The organism is Aquabacterium commune, from assembly GCF_004362855.1.
Lineage (GTDB): Bacteria > Pseudomonadota > Gammaproteobacteria > Burkholderiales > Burkholderiaceae_C > Aquabacterium > Aquabacterium commune.
On the sequence record NZ_SNXW01000005.1, the window covers coordinates 113,984 to 138,629 of the forward strand.

Below are 24,646 nucleotides of genomic sequence, written 5' to 3' on the forward strand. Positions count from 1 at the left end.
TGATCAGCGCGGCTGACCGTCCAGGCGGCCGTGCACCCGGCCACCCAGCAGGGTGAGGCCGGCCACATCGTCGTGCTGCAGAGTTTGCGCACGGACCTCGCTGTGGTCGCGCGTCATGGTCACGGGCAAGGTGGAGCTGAGCACGTGCGCATGGGTGTCCAGGCGCAGGCCTTCGCCCACCACGCGCGTGGTGCCGCTGCGCAGGCCCGTGCCGGCATCGCCAGCGACCGCAGCACCCGCGCTGCCCACTCCCGGTGTCGGTGCGGGCATCAGGCGCACATCCGCGCCACCGCTGAGCGTGACCACACCGGTCGGCTCCACCCATTCGCCTTGCTGCGCCGTGGCGTGCACGCTGCGGCCGTCTGCGTGGCGGGCCGACAGCACCATGGCATCGACCTCCATGGCCTTGCTCACCGGCCGGTGGCGCATGGTGTCGCCGTCGAGCACGGCCTCCAGCCGACCGTTGCCGTCGAAGCGCGCGATGCGGGCGCGGCTGAGGATGTAGTCGGGCCGGTCGTCGGCCTTGGCCGCGGTCGCTGCCTGGCGTGGCGCTGGCGAAGACGACACCAACCACCAACTGAAGCCGGCCAGCCCCGCGGCCACCACCACGGGCAGCGCGGTCTGCAGGCGGGCCAGCCAATCAGGGCCTCGGTTGAAGGGGCCACGGCTCAAAGGGGCTTGGCTCATGCGGATGGGGCTCCGGGTGCAGAGGACGCGGCGGGTGCGGCCACGTTGGTGTCCAGGGTCTGCAGATGCCCGTGCAGCAAGGCTTCGTAGCGGCCGGTGGCCCACAGCAGCAGGTCGCAGCACTCGCGGGCGGCACCCTGCCCGCCCTGGAGCTGGCTGACGTGGTGGGCCACGGCCTTGACCTCGGCGTGCGCGTTGGCCGGCGCCACGGCCAGGCCGGCGCGCACCAGCAGGGGCAGGTCGGGCCAGTCGTCGCCCATCACGGCGAGTTGCGGCCACGTCAGGCCCAGTTGCGCCAGCAGGGGTTCGGCCGCCGCGAGCTTGTCGTGCGCGCCAAAAACGGCGTGCGCCACGCCCAGATCTTTCAGGCGGCGGCGCACCGCGGGCGAGTCGCGCCCGGTGATGACGATGGGCGTGATGCCGCCTTGCGCCAGCAGTTTCAAGCCATGGCCATCCAGCGCGTGGAAGGCCTTGAGCGTTTCGCCGGCTTCGCTGATGAACAGGGTGCCATCGGTGAGCACGCCATCGACGTCGAAGATGGCCGCGCGGATGCCCTGGGCGTGGTGGCGCAGGGCCGCGGGGAACTGCAAAGAGGGGGTGAGGCTGCGCATCAGATCACCTTGGCGCGCATCAGGTCGTTGGTGCTGACGGCGCCCACCAGCAGGCCGGCGGCGTCGGTCACCAGCAGGGTGTTGATGCGGTGGGTTTCCATCAGGGCCACGGCCTCGGCGGCGAGCACGTCGTCGCGGATGGTGCGCGGTGCAGGCGTCATGAGTTCGCGCGCGCTGAGGCTGCGCAGGTCGGTGCCGGCTTCGATCTTGCGGCGCAGGTCGCCGTCGGTGAAGACGCCCAGCAGCGCGCCGGTCGCATCGACCACGGCGGTGGCGCCCAGGCCCTTGCGGCTCATTTCGGACATCACTTCGCCAAAGCCCGCCTCGGACGCCACGCGCGGCACGGCGTCGCCCGAGCGCATCACGTCGCGCAGGTGGGTCAGCAGCTTGCGGCCCAGCGAGCCGCCCGGGTGGGAGCGCGCGAAGTCTTCGGCCTTGAAGCCACGGGCGTCGAGCAGCACGACGGCCAGCGCATCGCCCAGCGCCATCTGCGTGGTGGTGCTGGCGGTGGGCGCGAGGTTGAGCGGGCAGGCCTCCTGGGCGACCGCGCTGTCGAGGACGATGTCGGCGTGGCGGGCCAGCGCCGACGTGGGCTTGCCGGTCATGGCGATCAGGGTCACGCCCTGGCGCTTGAGCACGGGCAGCAGGCCGGTGAGCTCTTCGCTTTCGCCGGAGTTGGAAATCGCCAGCACGACGTCACCGGGCTGGACCATGCCGAGGTCGCCGTGGTGGGCCTCGGCCGGGTGCACGAAGAGCGCGGGCGTGCCGGTGGAGGCCAGCGTGGCGGCGATCTTGCGCCCGACGTGGCCGCTCTTGCCCATGCCCATCACGGCGACGCGACCCTTGCAGGCCAGCACCGCCTGGACGGCGCGCGTGAAGGCCACACCGGCCTCGCCATCGAGGCGGGCGCGCAGCTCGTGCAGGGCGCGGGCTTCGGTGTCCAGGGCCTGGCGGGCCAGGTCGAGCAGAACGTCAGGCGTCATGGGGGTGGCGTACAAGATTTCAGGGATGGCTGTCGGGCGGCTGCCCTGCGCCGCCACCGAGGCAGTTAGGATCGGGTGATTCTAGGGACAACATGGCCTCCACGCTCGACCTGACCCTCCTGTATCTGCTCGCGGCCGTCGTCGGCGTGGTGCTGTGCCGCCTGTTGAAGCTGCCGCCCATGCTGGGTTACCTCGCCGTGGGCGTGGTGATCGGCCCGAACGCGCTGGCGCTGGCCAAGGATTCGGCCGGCGTGCGCTACCTGGCCGAGTTCGGCGTCGTCTTCCTGATGTTCGTCATCGGGCTGGAATTCAACCTGCCCAAGCTGAAAAGCATGCGCTCGCTGGTGTTCGGGCTGGGCCTGGGACAGGTGAGCCTGACCATCCTGGCCACGCTGCTGGGCCACCTGGCGCTGGGCGGGGCGATGGCCTGGTTGGGCCACGAGCACGGCCTGCTGGGCTGGGGTCTGCACTGGCAGAGCGCGGTGGCTTTGGGCGGCGCCCTGGCCATGAGCTCCACCGCCATCGTGGTGAAAATGATGGCCGACCGGCTGGAGCTGGAGTCCGAGCACGGCCGCCGCGTCATGGGCATCTTGCTGTTCCAGGACTTGGCCGTGGTGCCGCTGCTGGTGCTGATCCCGGCCTTGGGCGACAGCGCCTCCGAGATGACGCGCACCCTGCTGGTGGCCAGCCTGAAGGCCGGCGCGCTGCTGGTGATCCTGCTGGCCGGCGGGCAGCGGGTGATGCACCTGTGGCTGGACCTGGTGGCGCGGCGCAAGAGCGAAGAGCTCTTCATGCTCAACATCCTGTTGGTCACCCTCGGTCTGGCCTGGTTGACCGAGCACTTCGGCCTGTCGCTGGCCCTCGGTGCGTTCGTGGCCGGCATGCTGATCGCCGAGACCGACTACAAGCACCAGGTGGAGACCGACATCCGCCCCTTCCACGACGTGCTGCTGGGCCTGTTCTTCATCACCATCGGCATGAAGCTCGATTGGCGCAGCCTGGTTGACAGCTGGGGCCTGGTGCTGCTGCTGGCCACGCTGCCCGTGCTGTTCAAGCTGGGCCTGGTCACCTCGCTGGCCAAGTGGTTCGGCGCGCCCACCGGCGTGGCGCTGCGCACCGGCCTGTACCTGGCGCAAGCCGGCGAATTCGGCTTCGTGCTGCTGTCGCTGGCCACGCAGGAAAAGCTCATCCCGCGGCAGCTGGAGAGCCCGCTGCTGGCGGCCATGGTGCTGTCCATGCTGGCCACGCCGCTCATCATCCAGTACAGCAACCGCATCGTGAACCGGCTGTCCTCGACCGACTGGATGATGCAGTCGCTGGCCATGACCAAGATCGCGTCCAAGGCCATCAACACCGAGCGCCACGTCGTCATCTGCGGCTACGGGCGCAGCGGCCAGAACCTGGCGCGCATGCTGGAGCAAGAAGGCATCCCCTACGTCGCCCTCGACCTCGACCCCGACCGCGTGCAGCAAGCGGCCGCCGCGGGCCAGAACGTCTCTTTCGGTGACGCCACCCGGCTGCAAAGCCTGGTCGCGGCCGGCCTGTCGCGCGCCTCGGCCCTGGTCATCACCTACCCGGACACCCTCTCGGCCAAGAAGATCCTGCACCTGGTGCGCGAGCATGCGCCCGCCGTGCCCGTGGCCGTGCGCACCATCGACGACGCGCGGCTGGACGCCCTGCAGGCCGCCGGCGCCACCGTGGTCGTGCCCGAAGCCATCGAGGGCTCGCTGATGCTGGCCTCGCAGACGCTGGCGCTGGTCGGCGTGCCCATCCGCCGCGTGATCCGCCTGGTGCAGGACCAGCGCATGGCGCGCTACGGCCTGCTGCGCGGCTACTTCCACGGCGCCGACGACGATGGCGTCGATGAGGGCGAGCTGCAGCGCCTGCAGTCGGTCACCGTCATGGCCGGTGCGGCCTGCCTGGGACAGCGCCTGGGCGACAGCCTGGACACCGAAACGCTGGGCGTGGCCGTGGTCTCGGTGCGCCAGGCCGGCGGGCGCGTCGTCATCCCCGAACCGGGGCTGACGCTGCAGGCTGGCGACACCCTGGTGCTGTCGGGCAGGCCGCAGGATCTGGCGCGCGCCGAAAGCCTGTTGCTCAAAGGTTAAATCCGCACGGATCTCGGGTTGATGCCGCTGGCTGCCGTCACGGACTGCAGGCAAACTGCCCACACACAACGTCTGCCGCGGACGCATCACCCAGCGGCCCGACAGGAGACCCTCAGGATGAGCGCCGCGTCCCCCGCAGCCAACACCCGCACCGCCGACACCGCACACCCGGCCAGTGGCCTGCGCCAGACCTTGCGCAAGCTGTGGCAGACCGCCGCCGTCTGGACCCTCGTGGTGGCGGGCACCACCGCCTGGTGGGCCCAGCACGAGCTGGAGCAGCAACGCCAGGACGCGCAGCAATCAGCAGGACGCCGCCTCGACAACCTGCAAGGCGCGATCGAGCTGAGCTTCCAGCAACTCGGCGCCCTGCCCGGGGCCTTGGGCCGGCAGGCCGATGTGGTCGCCTTCCTGCAATCGCAACGCCAGGACACCACGGTCATCCTGAACGATGCGCAGCGCCTGCGCCTGCGCGAGCAAGCGGTGCAAGACCCGGCATCGCGGCGCATCAACCAGCAGTTGCAGGGCGAGGTCCAGGAACTCCGCGTCGGCCGCATCCTGTTGAACGCGGCCAATGGCACGGTGCTCGCTGACAGCGCCTTCGACCAGCCACACAGCGCCATCGGCATCAACAACCGCGGGCGCCGCTACCACGTGCAGGCCCTGGAGCACCCCAGCGGCAAGGGCTCGCAGTTCGCGGTCAGCCAGACGCTGAAGAACCCGGGCTTTTATTTTTCGTCCCGTGTGGGCCGCGTTGAAGCGCCCTTGGGCGTGGTGGTCGTCGCGCAAGACGCCACGGCCCTCGACCGCCTGTTCGACGACCCGGTCCGGCGGGTCTTCCTGACCGACGAGCAAGGCGTGGTGCTGGCCGGCAACCAGGCCAACGATGTGCTCAAGCGCAGCCCGCTCATGGGCATGTTGTCCAGCGACCGCGACGACGACCTGCGCCTCTACCAGCAACAGCCCGCCGCCCTGCCCTGGGCCATGGACAGCACCCGCGTGGGTGGCCGCACCATGCCGCTGGTGACCATCGACGGGCAACGGCACATGGCCTTGTCGCGTCCCTTGCCCAACAGCAAGTTCACCGCCTGGGTGCTGGTGCCCCTGCAAGGCGAAACCGCCCTGATGGCGCGCTGTGCCACCACGGGCCTGGTGGCCCTGCTGTGCGGCTACTGGGCCATGACCTTGCGCGCGCAACGCCTGCGGCGTCTGGCCGGTCTGCACCAATCAGAGCAGACCCTGGCCGACATGGCCCACGCCCTGCCGCTGACGGTGTTCCGCTGGCACCAGCCCGCCGACGGCGCAGGGCGCTTCACCTTCATCGGCGATGGCGTCCAGCCGCTGCTGGGCCTCAGCGCCACGGCTTTGCAGGCACAGCCCGAACTGGCCTGGCAGCTCATGGGCACACAGCACGACCAACCGCCGGAGCGGGCCATTGAATTCAGCCTGCAGCGCGACGGGCTGCCGGTCTGGGTGCGTTGCGAAAGCCGTTGCACCCGCCAGGCCAATGGCAGCCGCACCTGGAACGGTTACTGGGCCGACATCACCGCGCGCAAGGAAGTCGAGGCGCGCACCAACGCCGTCTTCCGGCACACGCCCTCGTCCTTCATTTTCTACAACCCCGAAGAAGGCATCACGCGCTGCAACCCCAGCGCAGTGGCCCTTTTCCGCGGCGACAGCGAACAGTCGCTGCTGGGCCTGATGCCGTCGCGGCCACCCCTGTCACCGCCCGGCGCCATCCACCCCGAGGCTGAATTGGCGCTCGACCGCATCCGCCAGACCGGTCAGGCCGAAACGCTGGAGTGGCGCCACACCCGCCTGGACGGCGAGCCCTTCGACGCCGAGGTCGTCCTCATCCCCTTCGTGCACAACGGCCGCCAGCAGTTCTGCGGCATCGTGCAGGACATCACCGCGCGCAAGCACACCGAGCACGCCCTGCGCTCGGCCCAGCAAGCCGCCGAAGCCGCCACCCTGGCCAAGACGCACTTCCTGGCCAACATGAGCCACGAAATCCGCACGCCCATGAACGCCATCATGGGCATGAGCCACCTGGCCCTGCTCGACGAGCTGCCACCCAAGGCGCGCAACTACATCGAGAAGGTGCACCGCGCGGCGGCCAACCTGCTGCAGATCCTCAACGACGTGCTCGACGTCTCCAAGATCGAGTCCGGCAAGCTGGAGATGGAGCGCACCGACTTCCAGCTCGAAACCGTCATCAGCCACATGGCCGATGTGCTGGGCGTGCGCGCCGAAGAGAAGGGCATGGAGCTGCTCTTCACCGCACCGCCCGACATCCCCACCGCCCTGATCGGTGACCCGACCCGGCTGGGCCAGGTCCTCATCAACCTGGGCACCAATGCCATCAAGTTCACCGACACCGGCGAAGTGCTGATCGGCTGCGAGGTGCAGTCCCTCGATGCCGCCGAGGTGACGCTGCACTTCTGGGTGCGCGACAGCGGCATCGGCATGTCGCAGGAACAGCTCGACCGGCTCTTCTTGCCCTTCACCCAGGGCGACAACTCCACCACCCGCCAGTACGGCGGCACCGGCCTGGGCCTGGCCATTTCGCGCCAGCTGGTCGAGATGATGGGCGGCCAGATCTGGGTGGACAGCGAACTCGGCAAGGGCTCGACCTTCCACTTCACCGCCCGCTTCGGCGTGCAAAGCCAACCGGCCAACCGCCGCGCGCTGCTGGCCAGCGAGATGCAGGGCAAGCGCCTGCTGCTGGTGGACGACAACGCCGCCGCCCGCGAGGTGCTGGGCGACATGACCCGCCGCATGGGCCTGGACGTGGAAGTCACCGACACCGGCGAGCACGCCCTCAGCCGCATGCGCGAGGCCCTGGCCGAGGGCCGGCCCCACCACATCCTGCTGTCCGACTGGAAGATGCCCGGCATGGACGGCATCACCTTCGCGCGGCACGCCCTGTCCGTGCCGCCCGAGCACCGCCCCTGCGTGCTGCTGGTCACCGCCTTTGCCCGCGAAGAGGCCATGAAAGCCGCCGAGGGCGTGGGCCTGGCCGGCGTGCTCAACAAGCCCGTCACGCCCAGCACCCTGCTCGACACCTTCAGCCGCGTGCTGGGCCAAAGCCTGCCAGCCGACGCCAGCGAGCCCAAAACGCAGGCCATGCTCAAGCAGGCACAGCGCCAATTGGCCGGCGCCCGCGTGCTGCTGGTGGAAGACCAGCCCTTGAACCAGGAACTCGCCTGCGACCTGCTGGAGCGCGCCGGCCTGTCGGTCGTCACGGCGTCCAACGGCCAGGAATGCCTGGACAAGCTGAGCTCAGAGGGCCCCTTCGACGGTGTGCTCATGGATTGCCAGATGCCCGTGATGGACGGCTACACCGCCACCGAGCGCATCCGCGCCCACGCCGACTGGAAAGAGCTGCCCGTCATCGCCATGACCGCCAGCGCCATGGCCGCCGACCGCGAGCGGGTGCTCCAGTGCGGCATGAACGACCACATCACCAAGCCCCTGGACCTGGACCGCATGTTCGGCATCATGGCGCGCTGGATCACGCCAGCCCGCCCCCTGCCCAGCGAAGGCCCCGGCGTGGCCGGCCCCAGCGCCTCGCTGCAACTGGCCAGCCTGGACACCACCGACGGCCTCAACCGCTGCATGGGCAACCTCGACCTCTACCGCCGCCTGCTCAAGGGCTTCGCGCGCACCCAGCGCGACTTCGCCCAGCAGATGGCCGCGGCGATGCCCACGGCGGGCCAGACCGACGATGCCATCGCCCTGGTGCACACCCTCAAGGGCCTGGCGGGCAACATCGGCGCACGCGTGCTGCTGGAGCGCACCACGGTGCTGGAAGCCGAACTGCGCAGCCCCACGACAGGCGACCAGGCCGCAACGCCCTCGGTGCAAGCCGCCCTGGGCGCCACACTCGCCGCCCTGGACGCCGTGCTCGCCGACATCGACCGCATGGGCCGCCCCAACAGCGAACCCGTGTGGGGCAACGGCCCCGATCAGGACGTGCTGCAAGGCCATTGGGCCCACCTGGGCCGCCTGGTGGGCGACCAGGACGCCCAGGCGCGCGAGCTGCTGCAGGAATTGCTGGGCACCTGGCCCAGCCTGCGCCAGCACCCGCAGGTCACCGCGCTCAAGCAGGCCCTGGACCGCTACGACTTCGACAACGCCCGCGACGTGCTGGCGCAGGTGCAGGGCTGATCAGGCCAGCGTGTCCGGCACCGAGCCGCGCTCGTCGGCGTAGAGGTCCATGATGCGCAGGATCTCGAACTGCGCCAGGAAGAAGCAGTCCAGCAGCTCGGGGTCGAAGGCCTTGCCGCGCTCCTCGGCCATGATGGCCAGCGACTGCGCCGCGCTCATCGCCAGCTTGTACGGGCGGCGGTTCATCAGCGCATCGAACACATCGGCGATCGCCACGATGCGCCCGAACACCGGGATCTGTTCGCCCTTCAAGCCCTGCGGGTAGCCCTGGCCGTCCCAGCGCTCGTGGTGGGTCAGCGCGATGGTGCGCGCCGCCGACAGCAGCTCGTTGTCGTGCTTGCCGATGATGTCGGCGCCGATCTGCGGGTGCAGGCGGACCTGGGCGCGCTCTTCCTCGTTCAGCGGGCCCGGCTTGAGCAAGGTGGTGTCGGGCACGCCGATCTTGCCCACGTCGTGCAGCGCGGCCGTCTGGAACAGCAGCTGCACGGCCTCGGGGCCCATGCCGGCCTGCTGCGCGATCAGGCGCGAGATGTGGCTCATGCGCACCACGTGGTTGCCGGTCTCGTTGTCCTTGAACTCGGCGGCGCGGCCCAGGCGGCGGATGATCTGCTGGCGCGTGGCCACCAGCTCCGAGGTGCGCTGCGCCACCATGCGCTCCAGCTCGCGGGCCTGGTCATAAAGCGCCAGGTGCGTGCGCACGCGGGCCTGCACCAGCGGCGGGCTGATCGGCTTGGTGATGTAGTCCACCGCGCCCAGGCTCAGGCCCAAGGACTCGTCCTCGATCGTGGTCATGGCCGTCACGAAGATGATGGGGATGCGGCGGCGGTCCGGGTTGGCCTTGATGCGGCGGCACACCTCGTGGCCGCTGAGGTCCGGCATCATGATGTCGAGCAGGATGAGCTCGGGCGGCTCGTCGGAATAGACGATCTTGAGCGCCTTGTCGCCCGAAGTGGCCACCTTGACGCGGTACTCCTGGCCCAGGATGCGTGACAGCAGCTCGATGTTTTGCGGTGAATCGTCTGCCACCAGCACGGTCGGCCGGCGCATGCCCAGCATGGAAGACATCTCTGGTTTCGCTCCGCTTGAATGGTTTTGCCTGTCCGCGGGAGGGTCGCCCCACGTCGAGGATGAGATTGTGGACCCTGGCGCCACCGGTTTCACGCCGAAGGCACCAGTCTTGTGAGGTTGATGCGCGTGCGCTGCACCATGACAGCGCCGGCCGCCCGCAGCACCTCCAGCGCCACCGCCGGCGTGCGCGCGGCCATTTCCTCGAAACGCGGCAGGCGCAGGGCGAACACCACGCAAGGCGTCATCGCTTCGACATGGGCCATGCGGGGCGCGTCGGCGAACAGGCCGGGCTCGCCGCAAATGGCGCCCGGCCGCATGATGCCGATGCGCGAGGTGCCGGGCGCGCCACCCGTGACATGCACCTGCAATGAGCCCTGGCCGAGGAGGTACATCGTGCGGTCACGCTCGCCCTGGGTCACCAAGGCCTGACCGGATGTCAGCTCGTGGCGCGTCAGGTACTGCGTGAACAGCCGCCATTGCGCCGCGTCCAGGCGCGGACGGAAGGCGTCTTCCGTGTTCAGCGTCTGGATGGCCTGGATGAGTTCGCCAACGTCCATCTTGAGACGGCAGGCGAACGGGCCCGCCGCGGTGACCGAGGAATGGACAATTTAATCCATCGGGCCCGCACAAGGCGTGAAAAACGCACGCTTTTGGCGTCATTTGCCAATGCAGAAGCGCGTGAAGATCTCACCCAACAGGTCGTCGGCACTGAACGCACCGGTGATGCGGCCCAGCGCGTTGTGCGCCAGGCGCAGCTCTTCGGCCAGCAGGTCCAGGGCGCCGTCGCGCTGCGCAGCATGGGCCTGGGCCAGCGACAGGTGTTCACGCGCGGCGTTCAGCGCCTGCACATGGCGCTGGCGGGCGATGAACACGCCCTCCTGCGCGGCCTGCCAGCCCGCTTGCCGCAGCAAGGTCTGGCGCAAGGCCTGCAGGCCTTCGCCCGTGCGCGCCGACAGCGTCAGCACCTCGCCCGGCGGCTGCGGCTGGGCCAGGGCATCCGCGTCCACGTCCATGCCCACATCGGCCTTGTTGAAAATGTGCAGCACCGTGGCGCCCTGGCCCGGCGAAGGCAGGCGCGCGGCGATGTCGGCATCGGCCTGGGCGTAGGCGGGCTCGTGCACGCGCGTGAGGTCGTGCAGGAAAAGCACCGCATCGGCCTGCGCGATCGCCTGCCAGCTGCGCGCCATGCCGATGCGCTCGACCTCGTCAGAGGCCTCGTGGTCGGCGCGCAAGCCCGCGGTGTCGATGATGTGCAGCGGCACGCCCTCGATCTGGAGGGTCTCGCTGACCTTGTCGCGCGTGGTGCCCGCGATCGGCGTGACGATGGCCAACTCGGCCCCGGCCAGCGCGTTCAGCAGCGAGCTCTTGCCCGCGTTGGGCTGGCCGGCCAGCACCACCTGCAGGCCCTCGCGCAGCAAGGCGCCCTGGCGGGCCTGGCCCAGCACGCCGTCCAGCGTGGCCTGCAAACGGTCGAGGCGGCCGCGGGCGTTGGCCTTCTCCAGGAAGTCGATTTCTTCTTCGGGGAAGTCCAGCGTGGCCTCGACCAGCATGCGCAATTGCACGATCTGCTCGCGCAGTGCGTCGATTTCCCGCGAAAACGCCCCACCCAGCGAGCGCGTGGCCGAGCGGGCCGCCGCCTCGGTGCTGGCGTCGATCAGGTCGGCGATGGCCTCGGCCTGAGCCAGGTCGATCTTGTCGTTGAGGAAGGCCCGCTGGGTGAACTCGCCGGGCTCGGCCAGACGCAGGCCGGGCAGCCGGGCGCGGCCCGTGGTGGCATCGACCTCGGCCGCCGCCTCCAGGCAGCGCGCCAGCAGCAGCTGCATCACCACCGGGCCGCCGTGGCCCTGCAGCTCCAGCACATCTTCACCGGTGTAGCTGTGCGGCCCGGGGAAGTAGAGCGCCAGGCCCTGGTCGAGCGCCTCGCCGCGACCGTCGCGGAACGGCCCGTAGCTGGCCATGCGCGGCACCAGCTCGCGGCCGCACAGCGCCCGTGCCAGTGGCAACAGGCCGCGACCCGACACCCGCACGATGCCCACCGCGCCCCGCCCCGAGGCCGTGGCCACCGCCACGATGGGTGCATCCCGATCCATGCCCGTCATGCCCTTGTTGCTCCTGCTTGAGGCCGTCCGCCCGTGGTGCCCCCCCTTGAGAGGCCGCTCACCCCGATTGTCGCTGCCCCCACACACCATTCGGCGGATGGCGCGTCACACGCACATCACCCAGGGTTTACACCATGGCATTCATTTTGCAGTGCACAATTTGACAATGCACGCCTCCTGGACACCGCCATGCTCACCTTGATGCAAAACTTCCTGATGATCGGCCAGCCCACCACGCCGGAATCCCCGGTGTGGGCCCTGCTGCTCGCGCCTCTGCTGGTGGCGGCGGTCGTGCTGCGCCGCACGCCCCGCGCCTGAGCCGACGCACCAAGCTGGGTCTCACCCATGACAAAGGGCCCCGCAGGACCCTTCGAAGGTGCACGGGGTGCGTCCAGGACGCGCCCCTCGCCGCAGCGCTGTGACCTCAGTTGGTCACGCCCAACTGCTTGTTGATCATCCACTGCTGCGCAATCGACAGCACGTTGTTGGTCAACCAGTACAGCACCAGGCCGGCAGGGAAGAAGAAGAACATCACGCTGAACAGCAGCGGCATCATCCACATCATCTTGGCCTGGATCGGGTCCGGCGGTGTCGGGTTCAGCCAGGTCTGCAGCAGGCTGGACAGCGTCATCAGGGCGGGCAGCACGAAGAACGGGTCCTTCACCGAGAGGTCGGTGATCCAGCCGATCCAGGGCGCGTTGCGGATCTCGACCGAGGACGACAGCACCGAGTACAGCGCGATGAACACCGGGATCTGGATCAGGATGGGCAGGCAACCCCCGATGGGGTTGACCTTCTCCTCGCGGTAGATCTTCAGCATCTCCTGCTGCATCTTCTGGGGGTCGCTCTTCAGGCTCTCGCGCATGGCCTGGATGCGCGGATTCAGCGCCTTCATCTTGGCCATCGAGCGGTAGGCGCTGGCGTTGAGCCAGTAAAACGCCGCTTTCAACAGCACCACCAGGGCCACGATCGCCCAACCCCAGTTGCCGATGAGGGCGTGCAGGTGCTTGAGCAGCCAGTACAGCGGCTTGGCCAGGATGGTCGTCCAGCCGTAGTCCTTCACCAGCTCCAGGCCCGGGGCCAGGTCGGCCAGGCGGTTTTCGTCCTGCGGCCCCACGAACAGGCGGGTCTCCAGAGCCTTGCTCTGGCCGGCGGCGATCTCGCCCATCGGCAGCAGCATGCCGGTGGCGTACAGGTTGGTGCCGACCTTCTTGACGTAAAACTCGCGGCTGAGCTTGTCGCCCACCAGCCAAGCCGATGCAAAGTGGTGCTGCACCATGGCCACCCAGCCGTTGTCATCGACCTTCTCGTACTCGGCCTTGCCTTCTTCGATGAGGCTGAAATCGACCTTCTGGTACTTGCCCTTGGCGTTGTAAACCGCCATGCCGGTGTAGGCCTGCGGACCGCCCATGAAGGCCGGGCCCTGGGCGGCGGCCGGCGGGGTGCCGTCGCGCTCCAGCTGCACGTACAGCTGAGGCTTGATGGTGGCGGCCGAGCCGTTCACCACGTCCTGCTTGACGTCGATGGCGTAGTCGCCACGGGGGAAGGTGTAAGTCTTGACCAGCTTGACGCCATTGACCGGCTGGGAGGCCAGCGTGAACACCAGCGCCTTGGCGCCATCGGCCAGGGTGCGCTCGGTGGTGGTCGGTGTGAACAGGGTGAGGTGGTTGGGCAGCGCGCCATCGGCAGCAGACTGCGCCACCAGGCCCGACTGGGCTTCGTAGGTGTGCGTGGCCGTGTGGTCCAGGATGACCATGTTCTGGTCGGTCACGTCCTGGTTGCGGTGCTGCAACAGCTCCAGCTTGACGACGTTGCCGCCCAGCGTGTCGATGGTGGCCTTGACCACATCGGTTTGCAGGACGATGCGCTCACCCTTCGGCACTACCGCTGCAGCCGATGCGACCGCACTCGGGGCGCTGGCACCGGCCACGGGGGCGGCAGCACCGCCCAAGGAAGCACTGGCTTGCGGCAGGCTGTTGGCGCCAGAAGCACCGGACGCACTGCCGCTGGCCGCCTGGGCGACTTCAGACACCGCCGGGGCCGGCGCGAACAGGGAAGGCTGACCGGTGTGTCGCAGCCAGCCATCCCACAACATCAGCAGCGAGACGGCGAACACCGACCACAGCAGGGTGCGACGCAGATCATTCATGAGCGAGGTGAATCCGACGAAGGGTTGGAAGAAGAAAAACGGGACAACAGCCCAGGCAGCTGTGCAGGCACCGGGTCATGCCCGCCTGCGCAAGCCGGGTGGCAGCGCAACAGGCGGTGGGCCGCCAGGTAGCTGCCTGCGCCCGGGCCATGCCGCTGCAAGGCCTCCAGCGCATAGGCCGAACACGTCGGGGTGAACCGACAGGCCGAACCCAGCCAGGGACTGAGGAAAAACCGATAGCCGCGCACACCGGTGATCAACACGGCATTGACCGAACGCGACAGCGCCGATGCCAGCCGGGACAGGGTGTGTGTGAGCACAGCGCGCATCATGCCTGAGCCCGGGCGGAATCTTTCGCCAGGCGGCCCCAGAGCTCGTCGAGCTCCAGGCGAACCGCCGCGCTCAAAGCAGGCGAAGCCGCACTGGGGAAGAGCTGGCGGTCAAAGGGTGCGCGCAAACGCAGCACCCAAGCGTCCAGCAAGAGGCCAAACCGGTCTTGCGACGCCAGCGCGGGCGCGTGCCGGCGCACGGCCTCGCGGGCCTGATGGCGGATGAGCGAGCGCGTCACCGAGCGGCGTGCCTGCTTCTTCGGCAGGACCAAACCGAAGCGGCACGGGCCGATGACACCGAAGTCATCCACATCCGACGTGCACACCGGGTCCTCGCCTGTTGACAACTCAACAGCAAGGGGTGTGGAACCAGGCTCTCGCGGTGCTTTTTCGGCACGCCGAGTGGGCACCTGGTCACTGGTGGACAGGTGCGGCAGGGCGTACAAGAAAAAATGTGCCGTGCGGGCCACCGGGCGGGTTCCCAGAGCCCGTTGAAAATCGGACGATTTCAGGCTGGGTGCACGCACGCTGGAGGGCACAGTGAGAGGATCACATCAAGACAAAGCCGGGCGCATGACCCGGCCTTGTGCATGTCTGCTGCCTGCCAGGACCGAAGCTTGGAGGCTTTGGGGCCCCACATCGGGCAAAAGCGGCAAGCAAAGCGCCGTGGCACAGGCACTGCGCAAGGCAGCCTGTGCCGGCGCCTTGATCACAGACCCAGACGCTTGCGACCCTTGGCGCGGCGGGCGCTGATGACCTTGCGGCCACCTTTGGTCTTCATGCGAACGAGGAAGCCGTGGGTGCGGGCGCGACGGGTCTTGGAAGGTTGGTAAGTGCGTTTCATGATGGTCCTTCAGGGCCACAACCGGTGCGTCGAACCCAACCTGAAAGCTGGGCCATCGGAACGAACCATGGTGAGCCGCGATGCGCCGGTGGTCGCCGGCATGCGAAATCCGAAACTCCGATTGAAACTGAGCGAGCGCAGTACACATGTACACATGTCCACACGTACGTGCATGCGCGCCGCCAGCCACAAGCCGGAGGAACCCGCGATTACAGCAGCTTTCGGGCAGCAGGTCAATGCCCTGGGCCCCTGAGTGCGTGTTCCGCACCTTGACCGAACACGCAAACCGCGTCAACACAGGCTGGTCAACGCCCTGCCGCTGGCACAGAAATCGCCTATCGGCCAGGGGGAAAATTTCTGTGGATAACCTGCCCCGCAGCGGCGTCTCCACGCTTAGAATTCGCGTCCCAAGGAAGGACTTGTCCACAACATGAGTGCTGCCGAATTGCCGCTGACCGCCTCGGCACCCCTGCCCCGCCCCGACACGGGCACCGCCGTGGGCAACCACGCGGGCAACCCCACGCCAGACACCCTGTGGCAGCGCTGCTGCGCCCGCCTGGCCACCGAACTGCCAGAGCAGCAGTTCAACACCTGGATCCGGCCTCTGCCCCCGGCCGAAGTCTCGCGCGACGGCGCCCTGACCGTGGTGTGCGTGCGCGTGCCCAACCGCTTCATGCTGGACTGGATCCGCACCCAGTACAGCGGCCGCCTCGAAGCGCTGCTGACCGAAACCTTGGGCAGCGCCATCCGGCTGGAACTGGCACTGGCCCCGCGGGCAGCCGCCCCCATGGCCGGACAGCGCCCCGGCGCCATGCCGGCCGTGCGCGCCCTGCCGCCCAACGCGCTGCCATCCCAACATGCCCAGGCGCACCCACGTGGCCCGGCAGGCCACGACCCGCGCGACGGACAAGGTCACCCAGGCCACCATGGCCAGTACGAAGGCCACCGGTCTCCGCGCCAGACACCCCAGGTCATGGGCCTGAACCCGGCACTGACCTTCGACAACCTCGTGCCCGGCCGCGCCAACCAGATGGCCCGCACCGCCGCCCTGCACGTCGCCGGTGCCCCCGGTCAGATGTACAACCCGCTGTTCATCTACGGCGGCGTGGGCCTGGGCAAAACCCACTTGATGAACGCCGTGGGCAACGCCCTGCTGGCCGACAAGCCCGACGCGCGCATCCTCTACCTGCACGCCGAGCAGTTCATCTCCGACGTGGTGAAGAACTACCAGCGCAAGACCTTCGACGAGCTCAAAGCCAAGTACCACAACCTCGATCTGCTGCTGATCGACGATGTGCAGTTCTTCGCCGGCAAGGACCGCACCCAGGAAGAGTTCTTCAACGCGTTCGAGGCCCTGCTGGCCAAGAAGGCGCACATCATCATGACGTCGGACACCTACCCCAAGGGCCTGGCCAACATCGATGAGCGCCTGACCTCCCGCTTCGACGCCGGCCTGACGGTGGCCATCGAGCCGCCCGAGCTCGAAATGCGCGTGGCCATCTTGATCAAGAAGGCCGCCCAGGAAGCCATCGAGATGCCCGAAGACGTGGCTTTCTTCGTGGCCAAGAACGTCCGCGCCAACGTGCGCGAGCTCGAAGGGGCCCTGCGCAAGGTGCTGGCCTTCGCCAAGTTCAGCCATAAAGAGATCACCATCACCCTGGCGCGCGAGGCCTTGAAGGACCTGCTGAGCATCCAGAACCGCCAGATCTCGGTGGAGAACATCCAGAAGACCGTGGCCGACTTCTACAAGATCAAGGTCGCGGACATGTACTCCAAGAAGCGCCCGGCCAGCATCGCCCGGCCGCGCCAGATCGCCATGTACCTGGCGAAGGAGCTGACGCAAAAGAGCCTGCCCGAGATCGGCGAGCTCTTCGGCGGCCGCGACCACACCACGGTGCTGCACGCCGTGCGCAAGATCGGCGGCGAACGCGCCAAGGACTCCGAGCTCAACCAGCAGCTGCACGTGCTGGAGCAGACGCTCAAGGGTTGAACCCAGGGCTGAACCTGGGGCCAAACACAGCGCCCTGGCACGCGCCAACCCCACCCCACAGAGGCCTTCGGGCCTCTTTTTTTGGGCCCATTTTTCACCAAACGCCTCCGCAAACGTCCCGAAACGCACCCGGGATCTGCCCGCTGTCAAGTGACAAGGCTGTGGACAACAATCGAACAAGCAGGTGCTTGTCCACAGGCAGACGCATTTTTCAGAAGTTGTTGTCTGTGAGCCCCATCGCGAACACGGGTACGATCCACACGCTTGTCCTTGGCGTAAATCCTTGATGGAACAGGACAAAATAGCGTTGTTCACAGAAAACGTCGTTCTCTACTACAACGACTAATTTGAAAGACTAAGATGATTGTGTTGAAAGCAGCCCAGGAACAAATTCTTGCTGCGCTCCAGTCCGTGAGCGGAATTGTGGAAAGACGCCACACCCTGCCCATCCTGGCCAACGTGCTCATCCGCAAGAACGGTCCCGAGCTCGAACTCATCACCAGCGACCTGGAAATCCAGATCCGCACCCAGGCCCAACTGGGCGGTGACGAAGGCAACTACGCCATCACCGTGGGCGCCAAGAAGCTGGGCGACATCCTGAAAAGCCTGCCCAGCGACCAGACCGTGTCGCTCACGGCCAACCAGAACAAGCTGACGCTGCAAGGCGGCAAGAGCCGCTTCACGCTGCAAACCCTGCCCGCGGAAGACTTCCCCCTGGTGCAGGAAGCCGCCGACTTCGGTCCCGCCTTCAGCATCCCGCAGAAGACGCTCAAGCTGCTCATCAGCCAGGTGCACTTCTCGATGGCGGTGCACGACATCCGCTACTACCTCAACGGCATCCTGTTCGTGGCCGAAGGCAACACCCTGACGCTGGTGGCCACCGACGGCCACCGCCTGGCGCTGTCCCAGGCCACGCTGGACGTCGAAATGCCCAAGCAGGAGGTCATCCTGCCCCGCAAGACGGTGCTGGAGCTCCAGCGGCTCCTCAAGGACGACGGCAAGGGCAAGGACGGCGAAGAAGAGCAGCTCATCGAGATGCGCTTTGCCGGCAACCAGGCCAAGTTCAGCTTCGGTGGCCTGGAATTCGTGACCAAGCTGGTCGAGGGCAAGTTCCCTGACTACAACCGCGTCATCCCCAAGAACCACAAAAACCACATCACCTTGGGCCGCACCACCCTGCTGGCCTCGCTGCAGCGCGCGGCGATCCTGACGTCGGAGAAGTTCAAGGGCGTGCGCATGAACTTCGCGCCAGGCACCCTGGGCATCGCGTCGAGCAACGCCGAGCAGGAAGAGGCCAAGGAAGAGCTGGACATCGACTACGGTGGCGACAGCTTCGAGATCGGCTTCAACGTCGGCTACCTGATGGACGTGCTGGCCAACATGGGCCAGGACATGGTGACCGTCTCGCTGCAGGATTCGAACTCCTCGGCGCTGATCACCAACCCGGAGTACGAAGGCTTCAAGTACGTCGTGATGCCGATGCGCATCTGAGCTTCAGGTCCGCCTCAAGCTTGGAGGGGCCCCTTCGCACAGGGGCTAGAATGGGGGTCCCGCATGGTCTGCATGCCGGGACCTTTTTCAATTCTGGGCCCCCACCGCTGGTCCCACCCTACCTAGCGCTTGTACCCATGACCGACGCCACTTCCTCCGATCAACAGCCCGTGCAGCCGAACCAGCCTCCTGAGGCTCCCGTGCCGCAAACCGAGGCTCAGATTTCGGCGGGCTACGGCGAAGGCAGCATCCAGATCCTCGAAGGCCTGGAAGCGGTGCGCAAGCGCCCTGGCATGTACATCGGCGACACGTCGGACGGCACCGGCTTGCACCACCTCGTGTTCGAGGTCGTTGACAACTCCATTGACGAAGCCCTGGCCGGCCATTGCGACGACATCGTCGTGACCATCCACACCGACAACTCGATCTCGGTGACCGACAACGGCCGCGGCATCCCGACCGGCGTGAAGATGGACGACAAGCACGAGCCCAAGCGCTCGGCCGCGGAAATCGCCCTGACCGAACTGCACGCGGGCGGCAAGTTCAATCAGAACAGCTACAAGGTCTCGGGCGGCCTGCACGGCGTGGGCGTGTCCTGCGTGAACGGCCTGAGCAAGTGGCTGCGCCTGACGGTGCGCCGCGATGGCAAGACGCATTTCATCGAGTTCAAGCAGGGCGTGCCGCAGGACCGCGTGATCGAAATCCGCGACGGTGTTGAGACCAGCCCGATGCGCATCACGGGTGACACCGACAAGCGCGGCACGGAAGTCCACTTCCTGCCCGACGTCGAGATCTTCAAAGAGAACAACGAGTACCACTACGACATCCTGGCCAAGCGCCTGCGCGAGCTGTCCTTCCTGAACAACGGCGTCAAGATCCGCCTGATCGACGAGCGCAACAACAAGGAAGACAACTTCGCCTACGCCGGTGGCGTCAAGGGCTTCGTGGAGTTCATCAACAAGGGCAAGGCGACCCTGAACCCCAACATCTTCCACGCGCAAGGCGACAAGCTGTCCGACCAGGGCACCAACGTCGGCGTGGAAGTGGCCATGCAGTGGAACGAGAGCTACAACGAGTCGGTGCTCTGCTTCACCAACAACATCCCCCAGCGGGACGGTGGCACCCACCTGACCGGCCTGCGCGCCGCGATGACCCGCGTCATCAACAAGTACATCGAAGACAACGAGCTGGCCAAGAAAGCCAAGGTCGAAGTCGCCGGTGACGACATGCGCGAAGGCCTGGCCTGTGTGGTGTCGGTGAAGGTGCCGGAGCCCAAGTTCTCCAGCCAGACCAAGGACAAGCTGGTGTCCAGCGAGGTGCGTGCGCCGGTGGAAGACATCGTCTCCCGGCTGCTGACCGACTGGTTGCTGGAGAACCCGATCGACGCCAAGATCATCTGCGGCAAGATCGTGGAAGCGGCACGCGCCCGCGAAGCTGCCCGCAAGGCCCGCGAAATGACGCGCCGCAAGGGTGTGCTCGACGGCCTGGGCCTGCCGGGGAAGCTGGCCGACTGCCAGGAAAAAGACCCGGCGCTGTGCGAAATCTACATCGTGGAGGGTGACTCCGCAGGTGGCTCGGCCAAGCAAGGCCGCGACCGGAAGTTCCAGGCCATCCTGCCCCTGCGCGGCAAGATCCTGAACGTCGAGAAGGCCCGTTACGAGAAGCTGCTGACCAGCAACGAAATCCTCACGCTGATCACGGCCCTCGGCACCGGCATTGGCCGCGGCGCGGGGGGTGATGACTTCAACCCGGACAAGCTGCGCTACCACCGCATCATCATCATGACCGACGCGGACGTGGACGGCGCCCACATCCGCACGCTGTTGCTGACCTTCTTCTTCCGCCAGATGCCGGAGCTGGTCGAGCGAGGCCACATCTACATCGCCCAGCCGCCGCTCTACAAGGTCAAGCATGGCAAGAATGAGCAGTACCTCAAGGACGCCCACGCGCTGGACGAGTACCTGATGAAGGTGGCGCTGGACGGCGCCGTGGTCGAGCCTGGTCAGGGTAAGCCCGCCATCACCGGCGAGGCCCTGCAGGAGCTGGCCCGCGCCTACGTGACCGCCAACAGCGTGGTCGAGCGCCTGGGCAACTGGATGGACATCGAGGCCCTGCGCGCGATCGCCAACGGCCTGACGCTGAACCTCGACACCCAGGAAGCCGCCGAGGCCAGCGCTGCGGCGCTGAAGGCCGCGCTGCACAACGCCGAGGTCACGGCCGAGCTCGATGCGCGCACGGACAAGCAGATCCTGCGCATCAGCCGCATCTTCCACGGCAACACCAAGTACAGCATCCTCAATGCCGACTTCGTGCATGGCGCCGATTACGAAGCGCTGTCCAAGGCCGGCACGACCTTCAACGGCCTGCTGACGACCGACGCCCTGGTGCGCCGCGGCGAAGGCGAGAAGGCCAAGGAACACAAGGTGGTGGACTTCCGCGCCGCCATGGCCTGGCTCATCACCCAGGCCGAGAACAGCGTGGGCCGCCAGCGCTACAAGGGCCTGGGCGAGATGAACCCTGCGCAGCTGTGGGAGACCACGATGGACCCGACCGTGCGCCGCCTGTTGCGCGTGCAGATCGAGGACGCCATCGAGGCCGACAAGGTCTTCATGATGCTGATGGGCGACGAGGTGGAGCCCCGCCGTGAGTTCATCGAGAGCAATGCATTGCGGGCGGCGAACATCGACGTGTGATGTTGTCGGATGACACGGAAAGTGGAAACTGTGCCAAGTAAGTGAAAAACTGCTGACACAGATAATGAAAACGCCCGGGAAACCGGGCGTTTTGCTTTTGGGCATGCGAAGCGAACTGGGTGGTTGCGATAAGCCCGGTAGTCGTGAATATGCGTTCCGCAGCGGTTGCTGCCGTTGCCACCTACAAAGCAGGTGAGTGGCCTAGGTCAGTTTGCGGTCGCTGAGGCCTTATAGCTACGTGGCTCGAACGACTGCACTGGAGTGCCCTCCGGTCTATTCCAGCATTCATCGCTCGACCATCTCAAAAAATCTGGCAGATAAATGACCGCTACTGGCAGCGAAAAACTAGCGCTGCGCGCCTTCTCCCTCGGCCGCATCTCTAATGATTCCCTCATCGCTGTTCGCTGGGCTGCTGAGCCACGCCCTCGCACGTTGGCCCAGGTCTTGAAGATCGCGCACGATCAGGAGCGCGAGCGCAAAGGTTCAGAAGTCGTTTTGGTACGTAAAGTCCCCGCTTTCTGCTGCGGACGCACTCAAACGAGTCTGGACCAAAATGGATCGCAATGACAGCCTCATCGTGGTGGACGTGACGAATCAGACTGCTTCATGGCAAGGGCTGAGCGATGAGGTCGGGCGGCACATCAGAGACAACTGGACGCGATAGTCCCAGGTGACCTGCCTAGTACCGAAGTAGCTTTGGCATCCTGAATCGCCCTTCATTCGTGGGGGGCTGCGAACATTCAAAAGACCGAGCCCACAACGCCTCGGCGCCTCTATATGTCGAATATAGTGGACTTTTTCAACACATCGAGGCAACATGTTGAACGCGTCGACACGTTCCAAGGATGTGTCGAATGACATGCACTTTTTCAACACATGGCCTTCGACACCCAAACCCCGTACAACACGCTTCCTGACCTGCCCCCTGCTGGAGACATTGAAACGCGCGCCGTGCTCAAGGCTTGTATTGAAGCTCGCGCCGCTGTCGCCGAGGTCAAGGCAGCCGGCCTGCTCGTGCCCAACCAGGGCGTGCTGATCAACAGCATCCCCCTGCTTGAAGCCCAGGCCAGCAGCGAGATCGAGAACATCGTCACCACGACAGACCAGATGTTCCTGTTCGACGGCGCCAGCGAATCCGAAGCCGACCCCGCGACCAAAGAGGCGCTTCGCTACCGTGCCGCACTCTGGCAAGGCTTTCAGCAACTCAAAGACCGCCCGCTGACGACCAACACGGCCGTCCAGATCTGCCGGGCGATCAAAGGCGTTGAACTCGACATCCGCAAGACCCCTGGCACCACCTTGCGCAACGAACGCAGTGGAGAGACCATTTACACCCCGCCTGAAGGCGAAGCTCTGCTGCGCGACAAGCTGGCCAATTGGGAGCAGTTCATGCATGGCGCCCTGGCCGGTACCGATGCGCTGGACCCATTGGTGCGCATGGCCATCGGGCACTATCAATTCGAAGCCATCCACCCCTTTGTGGACGGCAATGGCCGCACGGGGCGTGTGCTCAACCTGTTGTACCTGGTCGATCAGGGTCTGCTGGACATCCCGGTGCTGTACCTGAGCCGTCACATCATCCGTAACAAGGCTGACTACTACAACGGCCTGTTGGCCGTGACCACCGATGGCGCCTGGGAGCCGTGGATTCTGTACATGCTGCGCGGCGTGGCCGAGACCGCACGCTGGACCACACGCAAGATCGTGGCGCTGCGATCCCTGATCGAAGAGACTGCCGAGCGCATTCGCACGCAAGCACCCCAGATCTACAGCCGCGAGCTGGCCGAACTGATCTTCGTGCGGCCGTATTGCCGCATTGGCCATCTGGTCGAGGCGGGCCTGGGCCATCGGCAAACGGCGAGCGTGCACCTCAAGCAACTCGTGGCCATTGGTATCCTTCGAGAACACAAATTAGGGCGGGAGAAGCTGTTCCTCAATCCCGGCTTCATCGAGTTGCTCAAACAGGATTGAACGGTCACGCCATGCAGCACCCCTTCTTCACAGGCCCGCAAGAGCACTTCTTTCGGCCTTTGACACACGGAGACAGGGAGTGCTGCGCAACCGTACTCAGAAATCTTTTTGACCGGATACATGGCCCCAACGCGGACTACTCTGAAGCCCTGACACGCGATGTGGTCCTCAACATCATCTTGCAGGCACTCTCAGATCCTCTCCTTCGTGCTTCGGTGTTCGACATGGCACGGACCACCACAGCGGACGAAGAGCGACTGTATGCCAATGAGTTGTTGCGCAAATTGAAGGAGCACGGTTGGCTGGAGGACTACAAGGACCCCATCGACCTCAAGCCCACACTCAAACTGACCCGTGCTGGCAAAGTCATGTCGGAAGCCTTGTCCAGCTTGGACAACTCTCGCGGCAAAACCCGCCAGCGCAATATGCGTTCCGCCAAAAAAGCGCTGTCGGCCTTTGTCGCCAGCCAAGATGCAGACGAGTTGCTCGATGCCTATGACTTCGCCGCCCGTGTTGTCCAAGATCTGCAAGACGATATCGAGTACTTTCGCAGCCTCATTCAAAGCCTGACGCGAGAAGCTTTGGCTCAAAAAATCGCTTGGGGTGAATTCAATGAATTCATCGACAAGCGATTTGCCAAGGAATATGCAGTGCGTCTGGTGGCAGATTCGGCTGAGCGCCACCGAGGTCAACTCATGGAGTTGCTTGACATGGCCAGAGCCTTGCCACAAGAAGATCGTGCCGTGGTCGATGAGCACCTGCTTCAGCGAGCTGTCTGGCTGGAAACGCACGCCACCTGGCGCAGCCCCACGCTGTGGCTGTGTGACCGCATGGAAAGCATGGTGGACGCAGCCTGCAATCTCAAGCTGCCCATGTTGCGATCGGAGATGAACAACTATGTCCGACGCTTCACCAGCCTGCTTCGGCAAGCGCTCTCACTGGACTATGGTGCCGAATCTGCCCTGGGCCGCACCATGAGCTGGCTCAAAGAGCGTGAGGCAGATGAACGAAGTGACCTGCTCGAAGCCCTGTGCGCACGACTGGGAACGACCGAAGTGAGGCTACCCGGGGCAGGAATGCGCTGGACCGTCCGCGACCGCGAAATCGAACACGCCCCGTTGGGTACCTTGGAGGTTAGCGAAGCCAGTCGGATTGAGGCATTGATGCGGCGCGCGGAAGCACAGGCCTTTGCATTCAGTGACCAGGATGTGCTCTCTGGCCTGCTGCCTCACCTCGCAGGCGGGCGCTTGTCACTGGACCAGCTCCCCATCGACAACGCTGTGGACGCCGTTCGCATCCTGCATGCCGTTGGTGCAGCCAGATCATCGGAAGGCCGACGCTTCATGACGGCCCGCAAACGTGGGGACAGGGTGGAAAACGACTTCTTCACCGCCGACAATTTTGAACTAGAAGCCGACCTCTCGGCCCTGTCTTCGCACACTGACCCAACTTGACC

The 24,646-nt window shown here is 66.1% G+C and carries 18 protein-coding genes; 8 read left to right on the forward strand and 10 right to left on the reverse strand.

The window, feature by feature from the left end; genetic code table 11:
- Nucleotides 1-3 precede the first annotated feature (3 nt).
- From lptC to EV672_RS10260, 3 genes are read right to left on the reverse strand one after another with little or no spacing between them, the layout of a single operon-like run.
- On the reverse strand, nt 4-687 hold the full coding sequence (gene lptC / locus EV672_RS10250; RefSeq protein WP_133608878.1) for an LPS export ABC transporter periplasmic protein LptC: 684 nt from the start codon (nt 685-687) through the stop codon (nt 4-6).
- Nucleotides 684-1,298, reverse strand: a complete 615-nt coding sequence (locus EV672_RS10255; protein WP_133608880.1) for a KdsC family phosphatase — start codon at nt 1,296-1,298, stop codon at nt 684-686. The genes lptC and EV672_RS10255 overlap by 4 nt, the downstream gene beginning before the upstream one ends.
- Nucleotides 1,298-2,281, reverse strand: a complete 984-nt coding sequence (locus EV672_RS10260) for a KpsF/GutQ family sugar-phosphate isomerase (RefSeq protein ID WP_133608882.1) — start codon at nt 2,279-2,281, stop codon at nt 1,298-1,300. Before EV672_RS10260 ends, EV672_RS10255 begins: the two co-directional genes overlap by 1 nt.
- A 92-nt stretch (nt 2,282-2,373) precedes the next feature.
- On the opposite strand from EV672_RS10260, the gene EV672_RS10265 reads away from it, so the two are divergent.
- Nucleotides 2,374-4,389 (forward strand): monovalent cation:proton antiporter family protein, encoded by a 2,016-nt coding sequence (locus EV672_RS10265; protein ID WP_133608884.1) that lies wholly within the window; start codon nt 2,374-2,376, stop codon nt 4,387-4,389.
- Nucleotides 4,390-4,506: 117 nt separating this feature from the next.
- Nucleotides 4,507-8,556 (forward strand): PAS domain-containing hybrid sensor histidine kinase/response regulator family protein, encoded by a 4,050-nt coding sequence (locus EV672_RS10270; RefSeq protein ID WP_166643533.1) that lies wholly within the window; start codon nt 4,507-4,509, stop codon nt 8,554-8,556.
- Here the strand turns inward: EV672_RS10270 and EV672_RS10275 are convergent, their stop codons facing one another.
- The 3 genes from EV672_RS10275 to mnmE all read right to left on the reverse strand — a co-directional run bounded on the left by EV672_RS10275 (nt 8,557) and on the right by mnmE (nt 11,723).
- The gene (locus tag EV672_RS10275; protein WP_133608888.1) at nt 8,557-9,621 is read right to left on the reverse strand and encodes an HD-GYP domain-containing protein; all 1,065 of its coding nucleotides are present in this window, start codon (nt 9,619-9,621) and stop codon (nt 8,557-8,559) included.
- A 92-nt stretch (nt 9,622-9,713) separates the two neighbouring features.
- Nucleotides 9,714-10,181: a cyclic nucleotide-binding domain-containing protein gene (locus tag EV672_RS10280; protein ID WP_133608890.1), complete on the reverse strand. Its 468-nt coding sequence runs from the start codon at nt 10,179-10,181 to the stop codon at nt 9,714-9,716.
- 99 nt (nt 10,182-10,280) lie between these two features.
- The gene (mnmE, locus tag EV672_RS10285; protein WP_133608891.1) at nt 10,281-11,723 is read right to left on the reverse strand and encodes a tRNA uridine-5-carboxymethylaminomethyl(34) synthesis GTPase MnmE; all 1,443 of its coding nucleotides are present in this window, start codon (nt 11,721-11,723) and stop codon (nt 10,281-10,283) included.
- Nucleotides 11,724-11,912: 189 nt separating this feature from the next.
- Between mnmE and EV672_RS19250 the strand changes: the two genes are divergently transcribed.
- Complete coding sequence (locus EV672_RS19250; RefSeq protein ID WP_279536181.1) at nt 11,913-12,041, forward strand: hypothetical protein; 129 nt, start codon at nt 11,913-11,915, stop codon at nt 12,039-12,041.
- A gap of 106 nt (nt 12,042-12,147) precedes the next feature.
- Here EV672_RS19250 and yidC read toward each other — a convergent pair whose 3' ends face one another.
- The 4 genes from yidC to rpmH form a co-directional block, all read right to left on the reverse strand.
- Nucleotides 12,148-13,872: a membrane protein insertase YidC gene (gene yidC / locus EV672_RS10290; RefSeq protein ID WP_133608893.1), complete on the reverse strand. Its 1,725-nt coding sequence runs from the start codon at nt 13,870-13,872 to the stop codon at nt 12,148-12,150.
- Complete coding sequence (yidD, locus tag EV672_RS10295; RefSeq protein WP_243738618.1) at nt 13,869-14,192, reverse strand: membrane protein insertion efficiency factor YidD; 324 nt, start codon at nt 14,190-14,192, stop codon at nt 13,869-13,871. The genes yidC and yidD overlap by 4 nt, the downstream gene beginning before the upstream one ends.
- An 8-nt stretch (nt 14,193-14,200) precedes the next feature.
- Nucleotides 14,201-14,740 (reverse strand): ribonuclease P protein component, encoded by a 540-nt coding sequence (locus EV672_RS10300; protein WP_133608895.1) that lies wholly within the window; start codon nt 14,738-14,740, stop codon nt 14,201-14,203.
- 170 nt (nt 14,741-14,910) lie between these two features.
- A complete protein-coding gene (gene rpmH, locus EV672_RS10305) occupies nt 14,911-15,045 on the reverse strand; it encodes a 50S ribosomal protein L34 (RefSeq protein ID WP_133608897.1) in 135 nt (44 codons plus the stop codon).
- Nucleotides 15,046-15,475: 430 nt separating this feature from the next.
- Between rpmH and dnaA the strand changes: the two genes are divergently transcribed.
- The 5 genes from dnaA to EV672_RS10330 all read left to right on the forward strand — a co-directional run bounded on the left by dnaA (nt 15,476) and on the right by EV672_RS10330 (nt 24,644).
- Nucleotides 15,476-17,035: a chromosomal replication initiator protein DnaA gene (dnaA, locus tag EV672_RS10310; RefSeq protein WP_133608899.1), complete on the forward strand. Its 1,560-nt coding sequence runs from the start codon at nt 15,476-15,478 to the stop codon at nt 17,033-17,035.
- A gap of 360 nt (nt 17,036-17,395) precedes the next feature.
- Nucleotides 17,396-18,526 carry a DNA polymerase III subunit beta gene (dnaN, locus tag EV672_RS10315; RefSeq protein WP_133608901.1) on the forward strand — a complete coding sequence of 377 codons (1,131 nt, stop codon included), beginning with the start codon at nt 17,396-17,398 and terminating at the stop codon, nt 18,524-18,526.
- 137 nt (nt 18,527-18,663) lie between these two features.
- The gene (gyrB, locus tag EV672_RS10320; protein ID WP_133608903.1) at nt 18,664-21,219 is read left to right on the forward strand and encodes a DNA topoisomerase (ATP-hydrolyzing) subunit B; all 2,556 of its coding nucleotides are present in this window, start codon (nt 18,664-18,666) and stop codon (nt 21,217-21,219) included.
- 876 nt (nt 21,220-22,095) lie between these two features.
- The gene (gene fic / locus EV672_RS10325) at nt 22,096-23,190 is read left to right on the forward strand and encodes a protein adenylyltransferase Fic (protein WP_133608905.1); all 1,095 of its coding nucleotides are present in this window, start codon (nt 22,096-22,098) and stop codon (nt 23,188-23,190) included.
- A gap of 11 nt (nt 23,191-23,201) precedes the next feature.
- Complete coding sequence (locus tag EV672_RS10330) at nt 23,202-24,644, forward strand: Wadjet anti-phage system protein JetA family protein (protein ID WP_133608907.1); 1,443 nt, start codon at nt 23,202-23,204, stop codon at nt 24,642-24,644.
- The last annotated feature ends 2 nt before the right edge of the window (nt 24,645-24,646 follow it).